Source organism: Cyanobacterium sp. HL-69 (genome assembly GCA_002813895.1).
Taxonomy (GTDB): domain Bacteria; phylum Cyanobacteriota; class Cyanobacteriia; order Cyanobacteriales; family Cyanobacteriaceae; genus Cyanobacterium.
In genome coordinates this window covers 1,465,511-1,486,679 of sequence record CP024912.1, presented here as the reverse complement: position 1 = coordinate 1,486,679, position 21,169 = coordinate 1,465,511, and the positions used below count along the sequence as shown (strand labels likewise).

Here is a 21,169-nt window from a genome sequence, read left to right as displayed (position 1 = left end):
TGAATTGTTCAAGTATTTTAAGACAAAGTAGAAAAGAAAAATATTCTTTATTGACATTAACTATTCAGTCAAATAGTTTGATTCCAAAAATGTTTTTACACTAAGAATAGAAATACCTTGAAAGGGATGTAATATGAGCAAGTCATTATCCCCACTAATAATTGCAGTAGCTAAACCACTGACTGCTAATTCCAAAAACTTGTTATCCTTGGCATCTCTACACGCTGTAATTTTTTCAGTAACTTTGATAAAGTCAACAATATTAAATAATTCAATTAAAAATAACTTTTTTTCACCTGAAGTAATATATTTCTTAAATTTTGGTCTATTTAAAACCTCTTCCACTTCCGCCCAAATCTCTTCAGACATTAAAATTATTCCTGATTTTCTTACTCTGTCTAATAGTTGACGTGGCGGACTGTTTTTAAACAATAAGGCACTGACTATAACGTTTGTATCCAATACATATTTCGGTAGGTTAGTCATTAAGAATCTCTGCCAAAATTTCAGGAGTTAAGCCCCGAGAAATAGCCCTATCACTAATTTCATCCATTATCTTACCAAAAAAGTCAATGTCCTCTTTTACATCTTCATCAAAAAATAGAGAAGCGATTGCACTTAAATGCTGCTTTTCTTTTTCGGTGGCTGACTGATAGGCTTTTGCTATTTGGGGAGTAACTTGAATTGTAATTTTTTCACTAATCTGCATAGTTAATATTTCCTTTATTTATTCTCAATTATCTAGTAGCAATAACACTTACAGGCAACTGCTGATTTTGTTGCAACCTTTGTGCCTGTTGCTGTGCCTCTGTGTTATCACTAAAAACTCCTAACTGAATTTTTATCTCCTGATTGATATTTGTTACCACAGCACTAGGAATCATTTCCCGCACTTTAGCAAAATGTTCGGCACTTTTATAATCAGTAATCAGATGATATTGAGGAGAATTAGCGCTACTATCCACATTACCTTGCCCTGGGTTAACTGTCGGCAGATTTTGACTATCTGTTTGGGCTAAATACATCACCGCTTCACTGAGGAGGGCGGTTTTTAAATCAGGATAAAGATTACTATTATCACCCTGACTATTCTCTACATTTTCCCCGTTATCTGTGGGTAGAGGAGAAGGTAAGTTAGGGGGGGAGGGTAATTCAAAACTAATTTCTTCCTCTGGTGTGGCAGGAGGTGATATTTCTTCACCGTTATTTGCCGATAAACTTTCTTCGATAGTCTCATTATTTTCTAACTCCTGTGCCACAGAATTATTATTTTCTGCTAGTTGTCTTTGAGAAGAATTTAAATCCCAAGTGATGAAAATTAGAGCGTTGGTGGCGATGAAAATAATTAAGCCAAACATTGCCCAAGGGGTAAAAAGAATTTCCTTGAGACTATATTTATCGGTAATGATACGGGAGGCAACGGGAATATTATCATCATCATCTTCTGGGGATGGGGGAGGAGAAACAAAGTGATAATCGATGGGTTGTTTTGGTAAGTCACGAGGTATGGGGGATGATTCCATTACCGCCAAAGATTCCACTGGCTGTTTTTGGGATTCTTCAAATTGCTGAAGTTCAAAACTTAGATCGAAATCGATGTTTTTTAAGGTAAGTTGAACAAGGGGATGTATGGATGTTTCTTTCTCACTCATAAACTCATGACTTTTGAATCAATTGATAAGTTATTAGATGCCATTTTAGCTCAACCTCAGTGGGAAACCCAAAGAAGATACCAGCTATTGGTAAAGTGTTGGTTTACTGTGGTTAATCATAGGGTAGCACAACATACTAAACCGATCGCCCTTAAGGATGATATTTTATGGGTATCAACTTCTAGTAGTGCTTATGCTCAAAATTTATCCCTCCAAAGATATACTTTACTCAAGAAAATAAACCGTCGTTTAAATGAATCTGTGAAGGATATACGGTTTACTACCGCTAAATGGTATCAAAAAAGTTTAGTTGAACCCGAAGAAGAAACAAACTTAGTTAATCCCACCATTTTGGGCATTGATACCCCCACCGCCGTAGAATCTTCTCCCATCACCCCCCAAGAGGCCCTACAACAGTGGTTAAATAAGATTAAGGTGAGATCGTACCTCATTCCCCCCTGTCCCCGTTGCCATAGCCCAACACCCTCAGGCGAGTTAGATAGATGGGGAGTTTGTGGTGTGTGCTTCGCCAAAGATCATAGTAGCCTGAATGGAGAATAATGAAAAGAAAAAATAAAAATTGTTACAGAGTTTAAAGTTATATATCAGAAAAGGTAGCCTAGAGCCTATACTGCGATAAAGTAAAGCTGAAATTGAGAAATCATTAATAAAAAACAAAACTCGGTAAGGAGCATCTTTTTTTATGTCTCATAGTGTAAAAATTTACGATACCTGTATTGGCTGTACTCAATGTGTTCGTGCTTGTCCCCTCGATGTACTAGAAATGGTACCTTGGGATGGTTGTAAAGCAGGACAAATTGCATCCTCTCCTCGCACCGAGGATTGTGTTGGTTGCAAACGTTGTGAAACCGCTTGTCCTACGGACTTTCTTAGCATCCGTGTTTACTTAGGTGCTGAAACTACCCGTAGTATGGGTTTAGCGTACTAATAATAATATAATATTATTTTATTCTCTGGGGTTAGTGGTAAAAGTGTTAGGTTATCCAACCCCGCCCCAAAATAGCTGAAGTTTCATTTCGTCTTGTTTTTGTTAAATTGTTTAAGCAGATGACTGGCTGATAACTCTTCAAAAGCTGGTATCATTAACTTTGATCATATTTATTTTCATACCATGACCAGCAAAAAAGTTATTTATACTGATAAAGCCCCTGCACCAGTGGGCCCCTATAATCAGGCGATCGCAGTTACAGGAGAATTAATCTTTGTCGCCGGGCAAATTCCCCTCAATGCCCAAGGTGAAATGGTAGGAGACGGAGATATACAAGCCCAAACCACACAGGTAATGGCAAATTTAGCAGCCATTTTAAAAGAAGCAGGGGTTGACTTTTCCGCCGTAGTTAAAACCAGTGTTTTCCTCAGTGACTTAAATAATTTTGTTCCCATGAACGAAATTTATGCTCAATATTTCCCCGAAAATCCCCCCGCCCGTGCCTGTGTCGAAGTTGCCCGTCTTCCTAAAGATGTTTTAGTGGAAATTGAATGTATAGCCGTTAGGGGATAATAGAATTAATAGTAAATAATCATTGATTCTACGATGAACACTGATACTCTTAAAAACCGAATTAATCAAATTATCTCCCAAAGTGTGATCGATACCTTTTGCAAAAAACATCATATCCAAAAACTCTCTTTATTTGGCTCAATACTCAGGGCAGATTTTAATAAAGATAGTGATATAGATGTATTAGTAGAATTTAATCCAGAACACATTCCTGGTTTAATTTCCCTTACCAAAATGGAACTAGAATTATCGTCAATACTCAAGCGTCAAGTGGACTTATTAACTTCTGAAGACTTGAGTAAATATTTTCGCCAAGAAGTTTTGGATTTGGCACTGGTGCAATATGTTAGCAAAAAATGATAATAGATATTAAATTTATTTTTTATATGTCTTCAATATCATATGATGTTGCCTGAATACTTAAAGCTATAATTAATCTATTACTTATGGTTTGTGTTTGAGTAACTTAAACAATGTTATATGCAAAATCAATATATCTTGGTGGTCAAATCATCGAAGCAAGTGACCCACAATTAAATTATTCGTCTTATAGAAATTTGGGTTTAAGATGTGTAAGTTGTGGTGAAGAAGTTTTTTTCAAAAAAGGAATAAAAAAAGAGCCTCATTTCGCTCATTTTAAAGTTATTAATAATAATATAAACTGTCCATTTAGATTGTCAGCACAATCAGTTGATTCTTGGAAATTATTAAATTATGAAGGTAAAAAGCAAAGAAGAGATTTATTCAATCAATATTTATTAGAAATTATTGAAAATAGTTTTCCAGAATGTTTAGATGTAGTTTTTTTGTTAACTTCAGAGGATCAAGAAATTTTTGATAATCTCGTACAAAATACTATTGAGCTAATAAGAATAGATAAACAGAGTGTCTTCAAAAGAGTTAAAAGCTATCAAGATGATAATTTTGAAGAATATAACAGGGATTTTTCTTTTGTCAAAATAGTCGTTTTGGAAGTCATTGACTATATTTGCCTAGATTATAGAAAAGAAACCTTAAATCATCTAACAACGATAAATGGTATTAATAGTGATATAGATGTTCGTAAACATAGTTTTGGCAACTATGAGCTTAATGATTGAATGTCAAATACATTAGTTTTGAGCCTAATTCTTAATTCCTCAACCAGTCTGAGCAAAATAATATTAAAATAAACGAAAGAAATACTAAAACCAAAACCTTCTAAAACAAACATCGAAAGAAATAATAGCTATGACAGATGCTCCCGTAAAACGACTGCGCAACTTTTCCATCATTGCCCATATTGACCATGGTAAATCAACATTGGCAGACCGCATGTTACAAACTACCGACACGGTAGGAGATCGGGAGATGAAAGAGCAATTTCTCGATAACATGGATTTAGAAAGGGAAAGAGGCATTACCATCAAACTCCAAGCCGCCCGTATGAACTACAAAGGCAAGGACGGCGAAGAATATGTTTTAAACTTAATTGATACTCCTGGGCATGTGGACTTTTCCTACGAAGTTTCTCGCTCACTAGCGGCCTGTGAAGGGGCTTTGTTGGTGGTGGATGCTTCCCAAGGGGTAGAGGCTCAAACCCTCGCCAACGTATATTTAGCCCTAGAGAATAATTTAGAGATTATTCCAGTATTAAATAAAATTGATTTGCCAGGAGCAGAGCCTGAGCGAGTCATTGAAGAGATAGAAGAAGTTGTCGGTTTAGACTGTACCAATATTATTCATGCTTCCGCAAAGAATGGCATTGGTGTTAATGACATTTTACAGGCTATTATTGATCGTGTTCCCCCTCCAGCTGACACCGTACATAAGCCTTTTCGAGCGTTAATTTTTGATAGTTATTATGACCCTTATCGGGGGGTAATCGTGTATTTCCGTGTCACCGATGGCTCTCTCAAAAAGAACGATCGCATCTTATTAATGGCATCAGGAAAGCAGTATGATTTAGATGACATTGGTATTTTATCTCCCAACCAAATTCCCGTGGATGAACTCCATGCAGGGGAAGTGGGCTATCTTGCCGCCTCCATCAAAGCCGTAGAAGATGCAAGGGTAGGGGATACCATCACCCTCGTCAACAACCCCGCCAAAGAGCCATTACCGGGCTACACCGAAGCCAAACCCATGGTCTTCTGTGGGCTTTTCCCCATCGATGCGGATCAATATTCTGATCTCAAAGATGCCCTCGAAAAACTAAAATTGAATGATGCTTCCCTTTCCTATGAGCCTGAAACCTCTAGTGCCATGGGGTTTGGTTTCCGTTGCGGTTTCCTCGGACTACTACACATGGAAATCGTCCAAGAAAGATTAGAAAGGGAATATAATTTAGACTTAATTACCACAGCCCCTTCGGTAATTTATCGTGTTACCACTAACGACGGGGAAATAATCAAGGTTGATAATCCTAGTTTATTGCCAGATCCTCAAAAAAGGCAAAAAATAGAAGAACCCTACATCAAAATTGAAATGATTACTCCTGAAACCTACGTGGGTACTTTGATGGACTTGTGTCAAACCCGAAGGGGAGTATTCATCGATATGAAATACTTTACCCTCAACCGTACTAATTTAATTTATGAATTACCCCTCGCTGAAGTGGTAACGGACTTTTTTGACCAACTAAAATCCCGCTCTCGTGGTTACGCTAGTATGGAATATCAGTTAATTGGTTATCGAGAAAATAACTTAATTCGCTTAGATATTATGGTAAATAAAGAGCCAGTAGATGCTTTAGCCATGATTGTCCATAGAGATAAAGCCTATCAGGTTGGACGAGCTTTGACAGAAAAACTAAAAGAATTGATTCCTCGTCATCAATTTAAAGTGCCTATTCAAGCGGCGATCGGTGCAAAAGTTATTGCTAGTGAACATATTCCAGCCCTTAGAAAAGACGTTTTAGCCAAGTGTTATGGCGGTGATATTAGTCGTAAGAAAAAACTCCTCCAAAAACAAGCAAAAGGTAAGAAGCGCATGAAATCTCTTGGTACAGTAGATGTACCTCAAGAGGCTTTTATGGCTGTTTTGAAAATTACCAATTAGGGTTTGATGAAAAAGTGATTTAGTTAGCAATTGGGAATCAAAGATAGCGGAGTGTCCTATAATACGGACAAAACCTCCGCACACAATATTTTCAAAAATTCTAATGACAAATAAAACTCCCCTAGACAGACAAGTATGGATACTCGCAGGGGGTAGGACGTTATTACAATTTGGCACAGGTTTTACTCTTTTTTATGCTCCCCTTTTCTTTGTTAATCAATTGGGATTTTCTCCTACATCAGTGGGTGTTGCCCTGGGTAGTGCTTCCGTATCAGGGATTATAGGACGTTTTTTGGGGGGGAGTTGGAGTGACTCCCCCACTTGGGGAAGGAAAAAAACCCTATTACTATCAGCTTTCATCTCTGCTTTTGCTGATGTTTTTCTGGCTTCTACTTCTGACTATCCGTCCTTGTTAATTGGTAATTTGTTAATGGGCTTGGGTATTGGTTTTTATTGGCCTCCTGCTGAAGCCATGATAGCGGATTTGACGACTTCAGACCAAAGAAATTTTGCTTTTGCTCTCAATCGCTTAGGAGATAGTGTGGGTTTAGGTTTTGGGGTAGCTATTGGGGGGGCTTTAATTGCCTTAACGGGTAGTTATCGACTGTTATTTATCATTGATGGTATTTCTTTTGTGGTGTTTTATGGAGTTATTTTTTGGGCTATAAAAGAATCAGGGGAAAAAGAAAGAATAGCCCAATCTTTTTGGCAGGGATGGAGAAAAACTTTAAAGGATTACAATCTTTGGATTTTTTGTGTGGTAAATGTTATATTTACTACCTACATCATGCAGTTGCAATCAACTTTACCCCTTTATTTAACCAATTTTGCGGTTAACCCTGATCATTTTTCCATTACTCGTATCAGTGGTTTATTTAGTCTTCATATCGCTTTTGCGGCGTTGTTTCAATTACCTATTGTCAAAATTCTTAACCGTCTTACCCACATTCAGGGGTTAATTTTATCTTTTCTTTTTTGGGCTGTAGGTTTTATTCTAATCTGGTTGGCTGGAAACTTGACACAGTATGCCTTTTTAACCGCTATTTTAGCAGTATTGGTGAGTGCGATCGCCCTTGCCACCTATAACCCCCCTGCATCTGGATTTATAGTCAAATTAGCCCCCCCCTCATTACGAGGAATTTATTTTGCTATTAATTCTCAATGTTGGGCAATTGGCAACTTAATCGGGCCACCTCTAGGGGGTTTTGTCTTAGATAAAGGAGAAAATTATGCCCACAATTTTTGGTTATTTTCTTCAGCAAGTGTTTTTATTGGTATTATGATACTTCTGTTTTTACAATATAATATGCAGAAAAATAAACAGCCTTATTTCTAAATAAAATACTTTTTGGCATTGCTGAATTTAGATATGATTTTTAGTTTAGATGGGAAATAGAGAATGGACAATGTTAATAATAATATCGGATATTTATCGTAAACAATATTTCATACCATAATTAAGCAATTCCCCAATGGAAACTGTAATTTAATTATTAATAATTTCTAATACTTTTTTAGTAGAAACAACGTGATTATTTAGCCCTAATTTTTTAGGAGGAATACCCAAAGCTAAACCAATTAACTGAGGTAAATGTAAGACAGGAATATTTAACTTTTGTCCTAGAACTTTGGCAACCTCAGGCTGTCGAGAGTCCAAATTGAGATGGCACAGGGGGCAAGGAGTAACAATGCAATCAGCGCCCTTATCCATGGCATCGAGTAGGTTATTTCCTGCCATCTTAAAAGATTTTTCCGTGGCATAACTAGAAAGGGGCCAACCACAGCATTTTATCCTACCATCATAATAAACAGGAGTAGCACCCAAAGCACTAAAAACATTCTCCATAGATTGAGGATTAAAAGGATTATCAAAAGGGAGATTTTTTTGTACCCTCAACAGATAACAACCATAAAAAGCAGCGCACTTTAAACCCTTTAAAGATTTAGTAACTTTTTCCTGTAAAGCCTCTAAACCATAATCACTAATCAAAGCCCAAAGAATATGTTTTACTTCCGTTGTACCTTGATAGGGTGAACAATTTTCCTTTGCCAAAAAGCCATTTACTTCCTCAAAATAAGCGGAGTTATTTTCCTTAGCATCCTTTAACCTTTCGTCCACATGACCGATTACGCCCTGACAGGTGCTACAGTGAGTAAGCATGGATAAATTAAGAGATTCTGCTAGGGCAATATTACGGGCATTAACGGAATCTTCTAATAGTTGAGAGTCTTCCTTAAAAGTACCAGAGCCACAACAAGAAGCCTTTTTTAATTCTATTAATTCTATTCCTAAAGCCTCACTGATAGCTTTGGTGGAGGTGTCTAATTCTCGACAAGCCCCTTGGGCAACACAACCTGGAAAATAAGCATAGCGAAGCATGATGGCAAATATGATAATGGTGAATTGTTCTCTGTTTCATTATCACCTCTTCTTTTAGGTTATTAAACTCCCCTCGCAATATTTCTTAATTTTGAGCAACGGTTTCAAATTTTGGGCAATGGGCTTAAGCCCATTGTTACTAATCAAAACTAATTAACTACAAATTGAAATTATTATCCATTCTCAATTGTCCATTATTAATTATTTAAGGTGCTAAACGCTCAATAATCCACTGGTTATCCTTTAGAGTATAGCAGAGGCGATCGTGTAAACGGTTTGCTCTACCCTGCCAAAATTCTATTTTCTGGGGAATAACTCGAAATCCTCCCCAATGGCTTGGGCGTGACACTGTTTTTTCTTGATATTCTTCCTCGAGGTTTTTTAGGTTGTTGTCTAATACGTCACGATTGGGAATTACTTGACTTTGGGGAGATGCCCATGCGCCTAATTTTGAGCCTTGGGGGCGCACGTTAAAGTATTCATCAGATTCGGTAGGGGTAATTTTTTCTACGTCACCTTCTACCCTTACTTGTCTTTCCAATTCTCCCCACCAAAACACAAGGGAGGCAGAGGGATTGGCGGTTAAATCTTGTCCTTTTTGGCTGTCATAGTTGGTGAAAAATACAAAGCCATGGCTATCAAGATTTTTGAGTAAGACTATTCTGGCGCTGGGTTTTCCATCTTGGTTGATGGTAGCAAGAGTCATGGCGTTAGGCTCTTTTTGTTGAGCGTTGATGGCTTCTTCTAGCCAGATATGAAATTGTTGGAAGGGATTGGGGAGGATGTCTCTTTCTAGTAATCCTCCTTTGAGGTAGTTTTCCCGTAGGGATGGTAAGTAGTCGATGCCCATGATTGATTATTTGGTAAATAGTTTGAAGTAAATGGTTTGAGTAAATTCTTTGATGGGGAAGAAAATATAGGTGATGGGGTTGATGGTGACGATGATGTCTCGGAAGTCTCTTTGGGCAAGGCTAACAATTTGTTTAGCTACCCAAGGCGCTGACATTACCCCTATGGGGTTAAGGTTACTTTTAAAGGGGCCTAAAATTAGCTTTCTGATGATGCAGGGGGCGTTGGTGCGTCTTAGGGTGACGATGTCGCCCATGGTGCGTTTACTTAATTCGTAGAGGGGGCTAAAGGCTGGATTTACTTCGGCTTCGGAGGTGTTTACCCAGATTTCTTTGGTGGCTTTTTGGCGATTGGTTTGGACTGTTTCAAGGAATAATTCCATCATTTTAATACCTGAAAAGGCATTAACTTGGTAGGAAGTGACGATCGCACTGGGGCTTTTGTCACCATGAACATTGATACCATGGTTAATAATCAGTATATCAATTTTCTCGAAAAGTTCCTTTAATTCTCCTTCTTTATCCACTGCCCAAGTAACGGTATTAACGGGGATAGTTTGATTATCTATCATGATAGATAATTCTTGAGGTTTAGAGGTGAGGGCGGTTACCTTTGCCCCTTTTTGATGTAATTGAGTCATCAAAGCCTCCCCAAGACTACCACTAGCACCAGTGACGGCAATTTTTTTGCCTTTAAGTGAAAGTGCTGTGCCCATAATTCTATCTACAAAGGTGAGTGTGCCACAAAAATAAGCATCTTGATCATCGAAATGGTGGCGCCAATGATAGGTACGATTTACGAATAGGTTACCTGGTAAACTTTGAAATTCCCCTTGACGGTGGGTAACATCGGTAATGGCATCGGCGTAAGGTATGCCCAAACCCCGTGCGATCGCCCCTAAACTATAGGTTATAGTATAAATACACCCTGTCCATACCAACCATTGATAATTCTCAGTAATTAAACCATTAATGATAATTAGTTGGGCAAAAATCACCCCAAAAAAAAGCATAACGAGGGATTCTGGTAAATCATTGTACCAGTTGGCTTGACGATAGATTTCCTCACTTTTTACCGATAAATCAGGTTTAAAAATGCGATGGTGCCAACCATGAAGACGATACAAGGGTTGCCATATATGGGCAAGAAAATGATATATATCTCGCACTATTTCTACTACTAAAATGGAAATAAGCGCGATCGCACCTGCTATAATCAAAGAGTTGTTAAACATTTACATCGGGCATATTACAAATAATTTCAGTCTTACATTCTATTATATTTTGCTCAGGGGGAAAACTAAACAAACTCCTAGTAAATTTACCCTAGCAAAATAAAACTACGACAGAATATAATTAAGCACAAAATAAACAGTAAATACTTATATATAATTCAAATATAGGCAACCCATAAAACAGCACAATTATATGATGAACATCAATGTCAAGTATGGACTATTCAAATACGAAGTAAAAGACTACTACTCCATTTTAGGTGTACCCATTGATGCTACTCCCAAAGAGATTCGCTTACGGTATCTCAAAATTGCCTATCAACTACATCCCGATACCTGTAAAGCCGATACCCCTGAAGGAAAAGAAAAAGCAAGTCAAATTCTCTCAAGATTAGTGAATCCAGCTTATGAAAATCTTTATAAGGATAAGCTAAGGAAAGAATGCCAATTAGTTTTTGCTGAGATGAGTAGAAGACTTGCCTCTCAGACAAATGACATTACTATTAGTACAGAAATTGCCAAAACCCTCTATCAAGAGGAAAAAAACAAAGACAAACTGTACCATGAATTAGTGCAAAAAATAGCAGTTGACCAATATCAAGACATCAACACTGTTATGACCAAGATAGCATTAGTTAGTGAACTGAACATGGTTTATTTGATGTCTCAAAACGAAACCCAACGTCGCCAAAACGTTTCCCGCAGTTCAGCAAATTCTAGTCAAATTCAAACCAGCGAAGCTATCATAACCCAACAACCAGAAGAAGAAACTATGGTGAGGGGTGCCACTCAATCACAAAATGAAACGGAAGTTGGCTCACAATCTGAACCCACTGTCAACAGATTAGATAGATTGATATACAATGCAGAGGAAGCAGCTAAAATTGGTAATCTGGAACAAGCTGTTTTAGATCTTCGTGAAGCCCTAAAAATTGATAATGCTAATAGTAAAGTTCATGGTTTAATCTCTTTTTATTATTATAAACAAGGAAATAAAACCTATGGCAAAATCCACTACAATAAGGCATTTTCCCTTAATCCTAACGAACCCATAGTTAAAGAAATTAAAAAAGAATTTTTAGAAGAAAAATCCCAAAAAGGTAAAACGACGAAAGGCAGAACAAGTAAAGGTAAAGAGACAAAAGATGGTAAAAAAGAAGGACCGACGGTTTTTGGTATTCGTTTGTGGTAGGATAAACGGTGAATTTGCCCTTGTCAAGTAATAAAACGAAAATCAGACTATGCTTCACCAAGCCCCCGCAGGCGCTAGAGATTTACTACCCCTAGAGGTTGCCCAAAAGAGTTGGATTAATGATTGTCTTCAAGAAGTATTCCAAAATTGGGGTTATAAAAGAATTGTCACTTCTACTATTCAATGGTTAGATACTTTAATGGCAGGAGGTGCAATCAAGCCTTCTACGGTTATACCTTTACAAAATATTGGTCAAGGTAATCTTGCCCTACGCCCAGAATTAACCGCATCCATTGCCCGGGCGGCAGTGACGAGAATGGAGGGTGACACAGTGCAAAGACTTTGTTATCGTGCCAATGTGTTTCGTAATAGTGCGGAGGGGCATCATGGTAAGCAGTTAGAATTTTATCAAGCTGGAGTAGAGTTACTTTTTACTGATGGGCTTTTGGCTGATGCCGAAACCCTTTTACTAGTGGCTAATTGTTTGGAAAAATTAGGTATTGGGCAATGGCAGTTGTTGTTGGGGGATGCGGGTTTAACTAAGGGGCTTTTAAGTCAATTTCCGTCTTCTGTGCGAGGAGATATTCTTAATTGTTTAGCTAATTTGGATCGTATAGCCCTTTCTAATTTAGAATTAGATGAGCACTTGAAGGTTAAGGCTTTACAGTTGTTCGAGTTGAGAGGAAATCCTGAGCAGGTTTTAAGTCAAGTTAGTACCCTTGATATTGATGAGGATACCAAGAAGGCTGTTGAGCATCTTAAGGGTTTATTGGAGTTGGTAAATCATAGTTATGGTAAACCTTTGCCCATCGTGCTGGATTTAAGTTTGGTACAAACCTTTGATTACTATACGGGCATTGTGTTTGAGGTGGTGGGCTTTAGTGAGAGTCAACCCCGTGTGTTGGGGCAGGGGGGTAGATATGACCAATTATTGGGTTTATACCATCCTCAGAAGCAAAATTATCCTGGTATTGGTTTTTCTTTTAATATTGAGGATTTACATAGTTGCTTGTTGTCGGGGGCTGATTTACCAAAAACAACTCCCCCTAGTGATTGGTTGGTAATTCCTGAAAATGTTGGGGCGGCTAAAATGGCTTTTGATTATGCCCAAAAATTACGTAATGGTGAAACCACTGTCAGGGTAGAATTAGAGTTACAGTATCGCTCAGCGGAGCAAATTAGGCTTTATGCTGAGAATGAAGGTATTAAGCGTTTGGCCTGGATTGGGGTGGATGGCACTCCAAGAATAGAAGTTATTTAATTTTTTTTGCTAGGTGATGAAAATGTATGGCAAAGTTATCGGTTGAGTTAGAGCGTTATTTTTTGCTTGAGGAGAGGGAGGAGATTGTTTGTTTTGATGATATTCTTCTTTTGGCAGGCGATCGCATTTTTGGCTTTCTATTAGTAATTTTGTCTTTACCTTCTGCTTTACCGATTCCTGCCCCGGGCTATTCTATTCCTTTTGGGGTGGTAATTTTTTTGTTGGCAATACAGTTTATGGTGGGTTATCAAATACCTTGGTTGCCTGATAGAGTCAAAAAAGGCAAGATGAAAACTTCTAAGGCAAAGCAATTTGTGCAAAAGGGTTTACCTTGGTTAAAACGTCTGGAAACTATTACTAAGCCCCGTTTGACTTCTATTTGTAACACAAAAATAGGTAAAATTGTACTAGGAAGTGCGATCGCCCTTATGGCAATTTCTATGATGATTCCGATTCCTGGCACCAATACCGCCCCCGCCGTAGGCATTTTTATTACTGCTTTTGGGTTACAGGAGGATGACGGTTTTATCTGTCTCTTGGGTTTGATTGTTTGTATTATTGCTGGATGTTTATCTGCTTCTATCCTCTTTGGGGCAATCATCGGTAGTTCATCCCTTTGGCAATATTTTCAAAAATAGACGTTAACAACAATCAATCTCTTGCCCTTTGCCTATTCCCCCATTAATCAAATTGAAAATAATACATTAGATGATAAACAAAGTCGGGGGCTAAAGATAATCTTTGTTGTAGGTGGGGAAGATTGCGATATTTGCCCCCTATTTCTCGGTTTTGGATAATATTGAGAGCTGTATAATGATCAAGGTTTGGGATGCCTTCTAGTTGCTCTAGGGTGGCAGTATTGGGATTTATTTTGGGGGGTGCATGGAAGCTATTTTGATCATAATAGGAAAAATTTAACACAGGTTGCCAAAAAGCTATCTTCGTCACCGAAATGCCTAGGGCTGCTGCCAAATCTTCCATACAAAGGATTTGGATGCCCGAATTATTCATTTCTACAAGGGTACGGGCTTGGGTGATGGAGATGCCAGGCAGTCTTAACCAATCATCCACATTGGCTTGATTTACGTCTATGGAAATGCCCAATTTTGCCCCTACTCTAATTTCAGACAGATTTTGGAAACGATAATAAGGATTTTGTTCTATTTTACGGGCGATCGCCCTTTCCCGCCAGTCTAATTTAGTCATTATTTTGTTGCAAATTATTACGAAAATGTGCCACCGTGCCTATATTAGGGCAAATTAAATAATAATTTAGCTTAATTTTATCAATTTTTATTGTACAAAAGGAGTTTTTTTATGGCTATTTCCGATACCCAAGTTTTTGTAGCTTTAGCAATTGCTTTAGTACCTGCTATTCTTGCTTTCCGTTTATCTACCGAATTATATAAATAATTCTCCATCCCCTCTTTCTTTTTGTTTGAGAAGGGGGGATAAACATTTAGTCATTTAATTTTTTTCTTTCCAAACTTAAATTATGTTCTAATTGTTGCAATTCTTCTCTACGGGTTTCCATTTCCAATTTTAGACGAGTTAAATCTTGACTTTCTAAAGTTAATTCTTGTCGCCATTTTTCAATTCTTACCTGCTCTTCTAATAAAAAATCTGAGCTTTTTCCCCCTCCATTATTTATAAAGTCTCTGATTATATTTAACACCCAATCTTTTGCATGGCGATAACGAACTATTTCTCCTTTTTCATTTATTTCCACCAGCAATAATAGCCATTTGCACAACTTATTATCATCAGCAATTAAAGCATATTCTTCATTACAAAAAAACCATTGATTGCTAGACTCTTCCTTCGCCAAGAGATGTAGTTCTAACTTTTGAGAGATATTATTTTCGACTACTTGAGCTAAGTACAACATTTTGAATAAAAAGAGTAATTTTCAGAAATGAAATAAAGAGGATAAAATTATTTTAAAATAGATGCTTAAATATATAGAAAGTCAGAATCAGTAATTAGGATTTACTTAATAAAATAGAGTGTAAAAATATAGAAGATTTGGGCATATTATCAATATCAAAAAAACACAAGACATAACGTTTTTTTGTATAAAAATATTAAGTAAAACTGAAAATAATATATTAGAGTATTTCAACTCTAAAAAACTATTGCCTATTACTAATTCCCATTTTTATTACTCTACTTTATCAGTAACACCTGATTAATAAATTGACATCAATAAATTATAAACAAAGGTTTTTTATCATAGAAAATAAATAATCAAAATTAGGACCATTACCATAAATTTTGCTACTTCTTTTTATCCTCAGCCCCTAAAATGTTAGCTCAAAAAACTAAAATCACTGAAGTAAAGCTAGTCTATTTTGTAAAATTTGTAATTGAGTTTTAGCCTCATCCAGATTATCTTGGGCATTTTTGATAATTTCAGGGGGGGCTTTTTGAGTAAATTTAGGATTGTTTAAACGCCCTTCTAGGGATTTAACCTCCCCTTCGATTTTACTCATTTTTTTAGTTAATTTGGCGGTTAATTTATCTACATCAATTACTCCTTCTAGGGGAATCAAGACTTGGATTGTACCAACCACCGAGGCGATCGCCTTTGGCACTTCTTGAGTTAGACTATCTATGATAGAGAGATTCTCCACCTTCGCTAAACCCTCAATGTAAGGGCGAGTATTTTCCAAAATCTTTCTTTCGTCCTCACTATCCGATTGAAGAATCACAGAAACTTGTGCCCCTGGTTTGATTTCTGCCTCCGCCCGTAAATTACGAATGGCGCGGATAGTTTCAAAAAGTAAAGTAAAACTTGTCTCTAAATCTTCAGAAATGAGACTATTCATAGCAACAGGGGCAATGAATTTTTCTTGACTAGGTTGTTGCAAAGAAGCAGCAACATTTTTAGAGCCAAAAATCTCTTGTTTTAAACCATTCAAACGTCTAAAAGTATCCTTTCTGGTTTCCACAAACACCAAGTTACGATAGATAAACCAACCAGAATAACTTAAACCCACTAACCTCAACACAGGGGCAAGAAGGGGAAACTCATAGATGGCATTGGAAACAGAAACCACTAACTGTAAGACTACCAAAGTTAAAAAGATAACTAACAATAGAGTCAGGGGTTGCTTATACCTTTTTATGATAGAACTAAATTGCTCTGGTAATTGGTCTAATAAATTAATCAACTGATTACCTACTTTTACGATGGTAGGGTTATCGGTGGAAAATTCCCTAGAGTCGCTTAAATCAATAATTAACTCTTCTTTGGTGGTGTTTATTGCTACCACGGAAGAGAAATTTAACAACTCATCTACCATAGGATAAGATTGTAAGGCGAGACTACCTTCTTCGGTTTGGGTGAGGGTATGCCAAATTTCCTCGGTAATGTGGGGCATGAAAGGATGTAATAATTTGAGGATACCTTCCAATACATAGGCAAGGGTTTGTTGGACAACTATACGGGAAGGAGAATCAGCGTCTTGTCTGAGGCGAGTTTTAACTAACTCAATATACCAGTCACAGAAATCACCCCAGATAAATTCATATAATCCCTTAGCAGCTTCCCCTAAACCGTAATTATCTAAATATTCGTCAGTTTGTTTAATTACTTGATTAAAACGAGAGAGAATCCATCTGTCACTCATTTCTAATTGAGTTAGGGAAGGATAATCCAAATCTTGGGGGGTTTTACCATCCAAATTCATTAAGACAAATCGGGCAGCATTCCAAAGTTTGTTGGCAAAGTTGCGGGATGCTTCCACGGATTCTGATTCGTCAGTATCACGGTTATACTGTAAGCTGATGTCTTGCCCAGCCCCTGCCACTTCACGGATGAGGGTATAACGAAGGGCATCGGTGCCATATCTATCACTTAATAATAAAGGATCTATGCCATTGTTGGCGGATTTGGACATTTTTTTGCCGTTTTCATCCCTTACTAAACCATGGATATAGACATCTTTAAAAGGAATTTCCCCAGTAAAGTGTTTTGACATCATTGTCATACGGGCTACCCAGAAAAAGATAATATCAAACCCTGTCACCATGGTGGCGTTGGGGTAATAGGTGGCTAAGTCGGGGGTTTCTTCGGGCCAACCCATGGTAGAAAATGGCCATAATCCCGAGGAAAACCACGTATCCAATACGTCGGGATCTTGAATTATTTTAGCATCTTCCCCGTAAAGGGCGATCGCCTTTAGTTGGGCTTCACTCTCATCATGGGCAACCACAAAGGGAGTATCATCACTAATTTCCCCATTAGTTTCACTCACCACATACCAAGCGGGAATTTGATGCCCCCACCACAACTGACGAGAAATACACCAATCTTCAATTTTTACTAACCAATCACGATATACTTTTTCCCACCTTTCAGGCACAAACAAGGGAGATTTATCATCGTCTAATTCCTTGAGGGCTTCTTGGGCAAGGGGTTTAATTTTTACATACCATTGAGTAGATAACAAAGGCTCAACGGGTACTTTGCCGCGATCGCTATAGGGTACACTATGACTATAGGCTTCCACTTTTACTAAACAATCTGCCTCATCAATAGCCTTAACGACATTTTTTCTAGCCACAAATCTATCTTGCCCTTGATATTCTCCCCCATTTTCATTAATGGAGCCATCTTTGTTAAGAATATTTATGAAAGGGAGATCATGACGTTTCCCCATGGCAAAATCATTAGGGTCATGGGCTGGTGTAACTTTAACACATCCCGTGCCAAAGGTGGGATCTACATATTCATCGGCAATGATGGGGATTTCTCGCCCCACAAGGGGCAGAGTAAGAGTTTTACCGATAATGTCTTGGTAGCGCTCATCGGTGGGGTTAACCGCAACAGCCGTATCTCCTAACATGGTTTCGGGGCGAGTGGTAGCTACTTCCACAAAACCACTGCCATCGGTGAGGGGGTAACGAAAATGCCAAAGACTGCCGTTAACCTCTTTATTTTCCACCTCTAAATCTGATACTGCTGACTGGGATTGGGGACACCAATTCACCATGTATTTACCGCGGTAAATCAAGCCTTCTTCGTAGAGTTTTACAAAGGCAGTTTTAACAGAATCACAGAGTTTTTCATCGAGGGTAAATCGTTGACGACTCCAATCGGCAGACAAACCCATTCTTTTGAGTTGATTATAAATAGCACCACCAGATTTTTCGCGCCATGCCCAAGCCATCTGTAAAAATTTCTCTCTGCCTAAATCGTCTCTGGTTTTACCTTTGGCTTTGAGTTGTTTTTCAATAATAGTCTGTACCGCAATACTAGCATGGTCAGTACCAGGCAAACAAAGGGTATTTTTACCCTTCATGCGGTGGTAGCGAATGAGAGTATCAATCAATGAGGTGTTGAAAGCATGGCCCATGTGTAGTCTTCCCGTTACGTTGGGAGGGGGAATTACTATGGCATAGGGTTCGCCTTTTTTTTCTGGATTTGCTTCGAAGGTTTCATTTTCTTCCCAATATTTTTGCCATTTTGCTTCTGTTTGTTGGGCTTCATACTGGGGGGGTAAGTTAATGTCTATGCCAGTCATTGATTTCTTCTCTTTGCTAGGTGCGATCGCACTTATTTATTAATCTTTTCTCTTTGTGTTGATTTTGCCATATCTTGAACATATAAGCAATTAGGCTATGGTGAAAAAGTGCTGTGGTTGGGGCGGGGAATGGGGAATAGTCTCAACAATTAATTATTACCTTTTGTACACCTTCACGACTACATTTTGTGGTCAAACTCTATCTATCTAACAAGGGGTTTAAACCCCTTGCCTCTAGCTGAAAAAAAATTAAGCAACAGTGGAAATGACATCAGAAAGAGGTTGCCAACGGAAATAACGCTCTCCCCCTAATTCCAAAATTACTTTAATTTTAGGTTCAATTTTACTCAAATTCGCTAAATATTCTTTCTCCTGACGGGATAAAACAAACCCTTCAATAATCCATAAAACTAAACCCTTGGACTTGGGTGGTAAATTTTCTACCTGAGATAATGCCATGGGTGGTACAAAATAAGTAGGCCCCACAGCACCTTCTTGCCCGATGTTTTTCTTGCCTAAATGGGCAGGGCGTACCCCATGGACACCCATTAAATATGCACTTAAATCCCCTAATCCTCGGGCAGAAAAGTTCATGGTATTATAGCCATTGGTGCGTAATCTTCTTTGATAACGTCCTTCAAAACCACCTTCTAGGGGAGCATATACTGCTAATGCCCCTGTTTTTTCTAAATCACGAATAAATGTTTTTCCTGTAGTTAATAAAGGCATATTTTTTTTACTAATACTTAATAATGTCATTTTTTTAGCTAATCTGATTATAGTAGGGTCTGTATTTGTTTGTTCATCATTTTGTTAAATTTACCCACAGAGTTTTCACCCAAAGCAATGGCTTCCCGTGGTATCCTAGATGTTTAAGAGAGTTTTGAAGCTATTGATTTATGAGCATTTCTTCGTCCTTATCCCTTAGTAGTCAAATTGGTAAATTTTCCCGTAAACTCCTAGCGGTAGTGGCTGACCTAAGATTAGCTATTATACTGTTATTGGCGATCGCACTTTTTAGCATTAGTGGCACTGTCATCGAGCAAAATCAAGGCTTATCTTACTATCAAGAAAACTACCCAGAAAATCCTGCGTTATGGGGCTTTTTTACATGGAAATTATTACTCAATTTAGGTTTTGATCATGTTTATACTACATGGTGGTATGTTTCTATCTTGGTACTTTTTGGAACTAGCCTTATTGCTTGTACATTTCGCCGTCAATTACCAGCCCTCAAAGCTGCTAAAATCTGGAAATATTATCGTCAGCCAAGAGAGTTTAATAAATTAACCCTTAGCGCCGAATTATCAGTTAATGGCTTAACAGAAATCAAAGATAGTTTAACTAAAAAGGGATATAAAATTAATCAAGATAATAATAGTTTATATGCCCAGAAAGGAATAATTGGTAGAGTAGGCCCTATCATAGTTCATGTAGGGATGATATTTATTTTACTCGGGGCAATTTGGGGAGCATTTACAGGATTTTTTGCCCAAGAAATGATCGCCGAAGGACAAACCTTTACCATCAAAAATTTTATCGAAGCAGGGGCATTAACTAATCTTAAAAAACCTCAAGATTTTTCAGTAAAAGTAAATGATTTCAGAATTGATTATACCCCTCAAGGAGCAGTAGATCAATTTTATTCTGACCTTTCTATTGTAGATAAAGAAGGCAAAGAATTAGACAAAAAAACTATCTTTGTTAATGAACCCTTAAGGTACAAAGGAGTTACTTTTTATCAAACCAGTTGGGGCATTTCGGGGGTAAAAGTACAATTAAATAATAGCCCTATTTTTCAACTACCCATGGCAGAATTAGACACCAAAGGCACAGGGCGCATCTGGGGTACATGGATACCTACTAGCCCTGATATGAGCAATGGAGTATCTCTGATTACCAAAGACTTACAGGGTACTATGTTTATTTATGATATGTCAGGGCAATTGGTGGGGGCGACTCGCCCGGGGATGCCTGTGGAGGTAAACGGCGTTAATCTGAAGGTGTTGGACTTAATTGGCTCTACGGGTTTACAAATAAAAGCTGATCCTGGAGTACCTATAGTTTACTTTGGTTTTGCTCTTTTGATGGTGGGAGTGGTCATGAGTTATGTTTCTTTCTCTCAGGTGTGGGTGTTGGAAAAAGATGATTCTACTTTCATTGGGGGGAAAACTAATCGCGCCCAAGTGACTTTTGAGCGAGAAATTTTTACTATTATTGATTCTTTGTAACTAGGGTGTGCTGAAAGTGAAGTCGTGAAGGTGGGGAACAGGGAATAGGGAACGGGGAATGGTAATAATATTTCATACCATGATTACGCAACGTCGTATATTTTTTGATATTTGCAATGTGCCTTAACTCTTAGGGATTAACATTTATGAGAGCGCACCCTAATAATTTTTCAGATTATTTAGTTAGTAACCAAGAAAATTTAGACATAATTATCCAGCATAACTGTAATATTATTAAAAATAACACACTTTTTTTGGTCAAGAACAAAAAATTATCATCA

At 37.8% G+C, this 21,169-nt stretch carries 22 protein-coding genes; 12 read left to right on the top strand and 10 right to left on the bottom strand.

Annotated elements, in window-relative coordinates; genetic code table 11:
* Window positions 1–60 precede the first annotated feature (60 nt).
* Genes AA637_RS06880 through AA637_RS06870 form a run of 3 tightly spaced genes read right to left on the bottom strand, consistent with a single transcriptional unit; the run spans window position 61 to window position 1,652 of the window.
* Window positions 61–486 carry a putative toxin-antitoxin system toxin component, PIN family gene (locus AA637_RS06880; RefSeq protein ID WP_069790732.1) on the bottom strand — a complete coding sequence of 142 codons (426 nt, stop codon included), beginning with the start codon at window positions 484–486 and terminating at the stop codon, window positions 61–63.
* A complete protein-coding gene (locus AA637_RS06875) occupies window positions 479–709 on the bottom strand; it encodes a hypothetical protein (protein ID WP_069790731.1) in 231 nt (76 codons plus the stop codon). Before AA637_RS06875 ends, AA637_RS06880 begins: the two co-directional genes overlap by 8 nt.
* A 28-nt stretch (window positions 710–737) precedes the next feature.
* Entirely contained in the window at window positions 738–1,652 is a 915-nt protein-coding gene (locus AA637_RS06870; RefSeq protein WP_446684440.1) for a hypothetical protein, read from the bottom strand.
* A 6-nt stretch (window positions 1,653–1,658) separates the two neighbouring features.
* Between AA637_RS06870 and AA637_RS06865 the strand changes: the two genes are divergently transcribed.
* The 7 genes from AA637_RS06865 to AA637_RS06835 all read left to right on the top strand — a co-directional run bounded on the left by AA637_RS06865 (window position 1,659) and on the right by AA637_RS06835 (window position 7,549).
* A complete protein-coding gene (locus tag AA637_RS06865; RefSeq protein ID WP_446684439.1) occupies window positions 1,659–2,213 on the top strand; it encodes a DUF721 domain-containing protein in 555 nt (184 codons plus the stop codon).
* 142 nt (window positions 2,214–2,355) lie between these two features.
* Window positions 2,356–2,601 (top strand): photosystem I iron-sulfur center protein PsaC, encoded by a 246-nt coding sequence (gene psaC / locus AA637_RS06860; RefSeq protein ID WP_012307203.1) that lies wholly within the window; start codon window positions 2,356–2,358, stop codon window positions 2,599–2,601.
* A 183-nt stretch (window positions 2,602–2,784) separates the two neighbouring features.
* Entirely contained in the window at window positions 2,785–3,174 is a 390-nt protein-coding gene (locus tag AA637_RS06855; protein WP_446684438.1) for a RidA family protein, read from the top strand.
* A gap of 33 nt (window positions 3,175–3,207) precedes the next feature.
* The gene (locus AA637_RS06850; protein WP_446684437.1) at window positions 3,208–3,534 is read left to right on the top strand and encodes a nucleotidyltransferase family protein; all 327 of its coding nucleotides are present in this window, start codon (window positions 3,208–3,210) and stop codon (window positions 3,532–3,534) included.
* Between the two features lie 113 nt (window positions 3,535–3,647).
* Window positions 3,648–4,274: a competence protein CoiA family protein gene (locus tag AA637_RS06845; RefSeq protein ID WP_446684436.1), complete on the top strand. Its 627-nt coding sequence runs from the start codon at window positions 3,648–3,650 to the stop codon at window positions 4,272–4,274.
* 130 nt (window positions 4,275–4,404) lie between these two features.
* Complete coding sequence (lepA, locus tag AA637_RS06840) at window positions 4,405–6,213, top strand: translation elongation factor 4 (protein ID WP_069790726.1); 1,809 nt, start codon at window positions 4,405–4,407, stop codon at window positions 6,211–6,213.
* 103 nt (window positions 6,214–6,316) lie between these two features.
* Window positions 6,317–7,549 carry an MFS transporter gene (locus tag AA637_RS06835; RefSeq protein ID WP_446684435.1) on the top strand — a complete coding sequence of 411 codons (1,233 nt, stop codon included), beginning with the start codon at window positions 6,317–6,319 and terminating at the stop codon, window positions 7,547–7,549.
* Window positions 7,550–7,699: 150 nt separating this feature from the next.
* On the opposite strand, the gene AA637_RS06830 is transcribed toward AA637_RS06835, so the two are convergent.
* From AA637_RS06830 to AA637_RS06820, 3 genes are all read right to left on the bottom strand, one after another.
* Complete coding sequence (locus AA637_RS06830; RefSeq protein WP_446684434.1) at window positions 7,700–8,593, bottom strand: CoB--CoM heterodisulfide reductase iron-sulfur subunit B family protein; 894 nt, start codon at window positions 8,591–8,593, stop codon at window positions 7,700–7,702.
* A gap of 205 nt (window positions 8,594–8,798) precedes the next feature.
* Window positions 8,799–9,443, bottom strand: a complete 645-nt coding sequence (pdxH, locus tag AA637_RS06825) for a pyridoxamine 5'-phosphate oxidase (protein WP_446684433.1) — start codon at window positions 9,441–9,443, stop codon at window positions 8,799–8,801.
* 6 nt (window positions 9,444–9,449) lie between these two features.
* Window positions 9,450–10,676: a bifunctional sterol desaturase/short chain dehydrogenase gene (locus AA637_RS06820; RefSeq protein ID WP_446684432.1), complete on the bottom strand. Its 1,227-nt coding sequence runs from the start codon at window positions 10,674–10,676 to the stop codon at window positions 9,450–9,452.
* Between the two features lie 193 nt (window positions 10,677–10,869).
* On the opposite strand from AA637_RS06820, the gene AA637_RS06815 reads away from it, so the two are divergent.
* Genes AA637_RS06815 through AA637_RS06805 form a run of 3 tightly spaced genes read left to right on the top strand, consistent with a single transcriptional unit; the run spans window position 10,870 to window position 13,767 of the window.
* On the top strand, window positions 10,870–11,868 hold the full coding sequence (locus tag AA637_RS06815; RefSeq protein WP_446684431.1) for a DnaJ domain-containing protein: 999 nt from the start codon (window positions 10,870–10,872) through the stop codon (window positions 11,866–11,868).
* A gap of 49 nt (window positions 11,869–11,917) precedes the next feature.
* The gene (locus tag AA637_RS06810; RefSeq protein ID WP_446684430.1) at window positions 11,918–13,129 is read left to right on the top strand and encodes an ATP phosphoribosyltransferase regulatory subunit; all 1,212 of its coding nucleotides are present in this window, start codon (window positions 11,918–11,920) and stop codon (window positions 13,127–13,129) included.
* 26 nt (window positions 13,130–13,155) lie between these two features.
* Window positions 13,156–13,767, top strand: coding sequence for an exopolysaccharide biosynthesis protein (locus AA637_RS06805; RefSeq protein ID WP_069790720.1), 612 nt, complete (start codon window positions 13,156–13,158; stop codon window positions 13,765–13,767).
* A gap of 43 nt (window positions 13,768–13,810) precedes the next feature.
* On the opposite strand, the gene AA637_RS06800 is transcribed toward AA637_RS06805, so the two are convergent.
* Window positions 13,811–14,335: a helix-hairpin-helix domain-containing protein gene (locus tag AA637_RS06800; RefSeq protein WP_446684429.1), complete on the bottom strand. Its 525-nt coding sequence runs from the start codon at window positions 14,333–14,335 to the stop codon at window positions 13,811–13,813.
* Between the two features lie 111 nt (window positions 14,336–14,446).
* Here AA637_RS06800 and psaM point away from each other — a divergent pair, with 111 nt between their 5' ends.
* Window positions 14,447–14,542 carry a photosystem I reaction center subunit XII gene (gene psaM / locus AA637_RS06795; RefSeq protein WP_069790718.1) on the top strand — a complete coding sequence of 32 codons (96 nt, stop codon included), beginning with the start codon at window positions 14,447–14,449 and terminating at the stop codon, window positions 14,540–14,542.
* Window positions 14,543–14,588: 46 nt separating this feature from the next.
* On the opposite strand, the gene AA637_RS06790 is transcribed toward psaM, so the two are convergent.
* The 3 genes from AA637_RS06790 to ndhN form a co-directional block, all read right to left on the bottom strand.
* Window positions 14,589–15,017: a hypothetical protein gene (locus AA637_RS06790; protein WP_446684428.1), complete on the bottom strand. Its 429-nt coding sequence runs from the start codon at window positions 15,015–15,017 to the stop codon at window positions 14,589–14,591.
* Window positions 15,018–15,456: 439 nt separating this feature from the next.
* Complete coding sequence (locus tag AA637_RS06785) at window positions 15,457–18,657, bottom strand: valine--tRNA ligase (protein WP_446684427.1); 3,201 nt, start codon at window positions 18,655–18,657, stop codon at window positions 15,457–15,459.
* Window positions 18,658–18,906: 249 nt separating this feature from the next.
* A complete protein-coding gene (ndhN, locus tag AA637_RS06780; RefSeq protein WP_446684544.1) occupies window positions 18,907–19,386 on the bottom strand; it encodes an NAD(P)H-quinone oxidoreductase subunit N in 480 nt (159 codons plus the stop codon).
* A 170-nt stretch (window positions 19,387–19,556) separates the two neighbouring features.
* On the opposite strand from ndhN, the gene AA637_RS06775 reads away from it, so the two are divergent.
* Complete coding sequence (locus tag AA637_RS06775) at window positions 19,557–20,888, top strand: cytochrome c biogenesis protein (protein ID WP_446684426.1); 1,332 nt, start codon at window positions 19,557–19,559, stop codon at window positions 20,886–20,888.
* Window positions 20,889–21,169: the final 281 nt, after the last annotated feature.

Bases quoted from the DNA above. Each gene is read 5' to 3' on its own strand.
- AA637_RS06880 (WP_069790732.1), bottom strand. From the start codon at position 486: ATGACTAACCTACCGAAATATGTATTGGATACAAACGTTATAGTCAGT.
- AA637_RS06875 (WP_069790731.1), bottom strand. From the start codon at position 709: ATGCAGATTAGTGAAAAAATTACAATTCAAGTTACTCCCCAAATAGCA.
- AA637_RS06870 (WP_446684440.1), bottom strand. From the start codon at position 1,652: ATGAGTGAGAAAGAAACATCCATACATCCCCTTGTTCAACTTACCTTA.
- AA637_RS06865 (WP_446684439.1), top strand. From the start codon at position 1,659: ATGACTTTTGAATCAATTGATAAGTTATTAGATGCCATTTTAGCTCAA.
- psaC (WP_012307203.1), top strand. From the start codon at position 2,356: ATGTCTCATAGTGTAAAAATTTACGATACCTGTATTGGCTGTACTCAA.
- AA637_RS06855 (WP_446684438.1), top strand. From the start codon at position 2,785: ATGACCAGCAAAAAAGTTATTTATACTGATAAAGCCCCTGCACCAGTG.
- AA637_RS06850 (WP_446684437.1), top strand. From the start codon at position 3,208: ATGAACACTGATACTCTTAAAAACCGAATTAATCAAATTATCTCCCAA.
- AA637_RS06845 (WP_446684436.1), top strand. From the start codon at position 3,648: ATGTTATATGCAAAATCAATATATCTTGGTGGTCAAATCATCGAAGCA.
- lepA (WP_069790726.1), top strand. From the start codon at position 4,405: ATGACAGATGCTCCCGTAAAACGACTGCGCAACTTTTCCATCATTGCC.
- AA637_RS06835 (WP_446684435.1), top strand. From the start codon at position 6,317: ATGACAAATAAAACTCCCCTAGACAGACAAGTATGGATACTCGCAGGG.
- AA637_RS06830 (WP_446684434.1), bottom strand. From the start codon at position 8,593: ATGCTTCGCTATGCTTATTTTCCAGGTTGTGTTGCCCAAGGGGCTTGT.
- pdxH (WP_446684433.1), bottom strand. From the start codon at position 9,443: ATGGGCATCGACTACTTACCATCCCTACGGGAAAACTACCTCAAAGGA.
- AA637_RS06820 (WP_446684432.1), bottom strand. From the start codon at position 10,676: ATGTTTAACAACTCTTTGATTATAGCAGGTGCGATCGCGCTTATTTCC.
- AA637_RS06815 (WP_446684431.1), top strand. From the start codon at position 10,870: ATGATGAACATCAATGTCAAGTATGGACTATTCAAATACGAAGTAAAA.
- AA637_RS06810 (WP_446684430.1), top strand. From the start codon at position 11,918: ATGCTTCACCAAGCCCCCGCAGGCGCTAGAGATTTACTACCCCTAGAG.
- AA637_RS06805 (WP_069790720.1), top strand. From the start codon at position 13,156: ATGGCAAAGTTATCGGTTGAGTTAGAGCGTTATTTTTTGCTTGAGGAG.
- AA637_RS06800 (WP_446684429.1), bottom strand. From the start codon at position 14,335: ATGACTAAATTAGACTGGCGGGAAAGGGCGATCGCCCGTAAAATAGAA.
- psaM (WP_069790718.1), top strand. From the start codon at position 14,447: ATGGCTATTTCCGATACCCAAGTTTTTGTAGCTTTAGCAATTGCTTTA.
- AA637_RS06790 (WP_446684428.1), bottom strand. From the start codon at position 15,017: ATGTTGTACTTAGCTCAAGTAGTCGAAAATAATATCTCTCAAAAGTTA.
- AA637_RS06785 (WP_446684427.1), bottom strand. From the start codon at position 18,657: ATGACTGGCATAGACATTAACTTACCCCCCCAGTATGAAGCCCAACAA.
- ndhN (WP_446684544.1), bottom strand. From the start codon at position 19,386: ATGCCTTTATTAACTACAGGAAAAACATTTATTCGTGATTTAGAAAAA.
- AA637_RS06775 (WP_446684426.1), top strand. From the start codon at position 19,557: ATGAGCATTTCTTCGTCCTTATCCCTTAGTAGTCAAATTGGTAAATTT.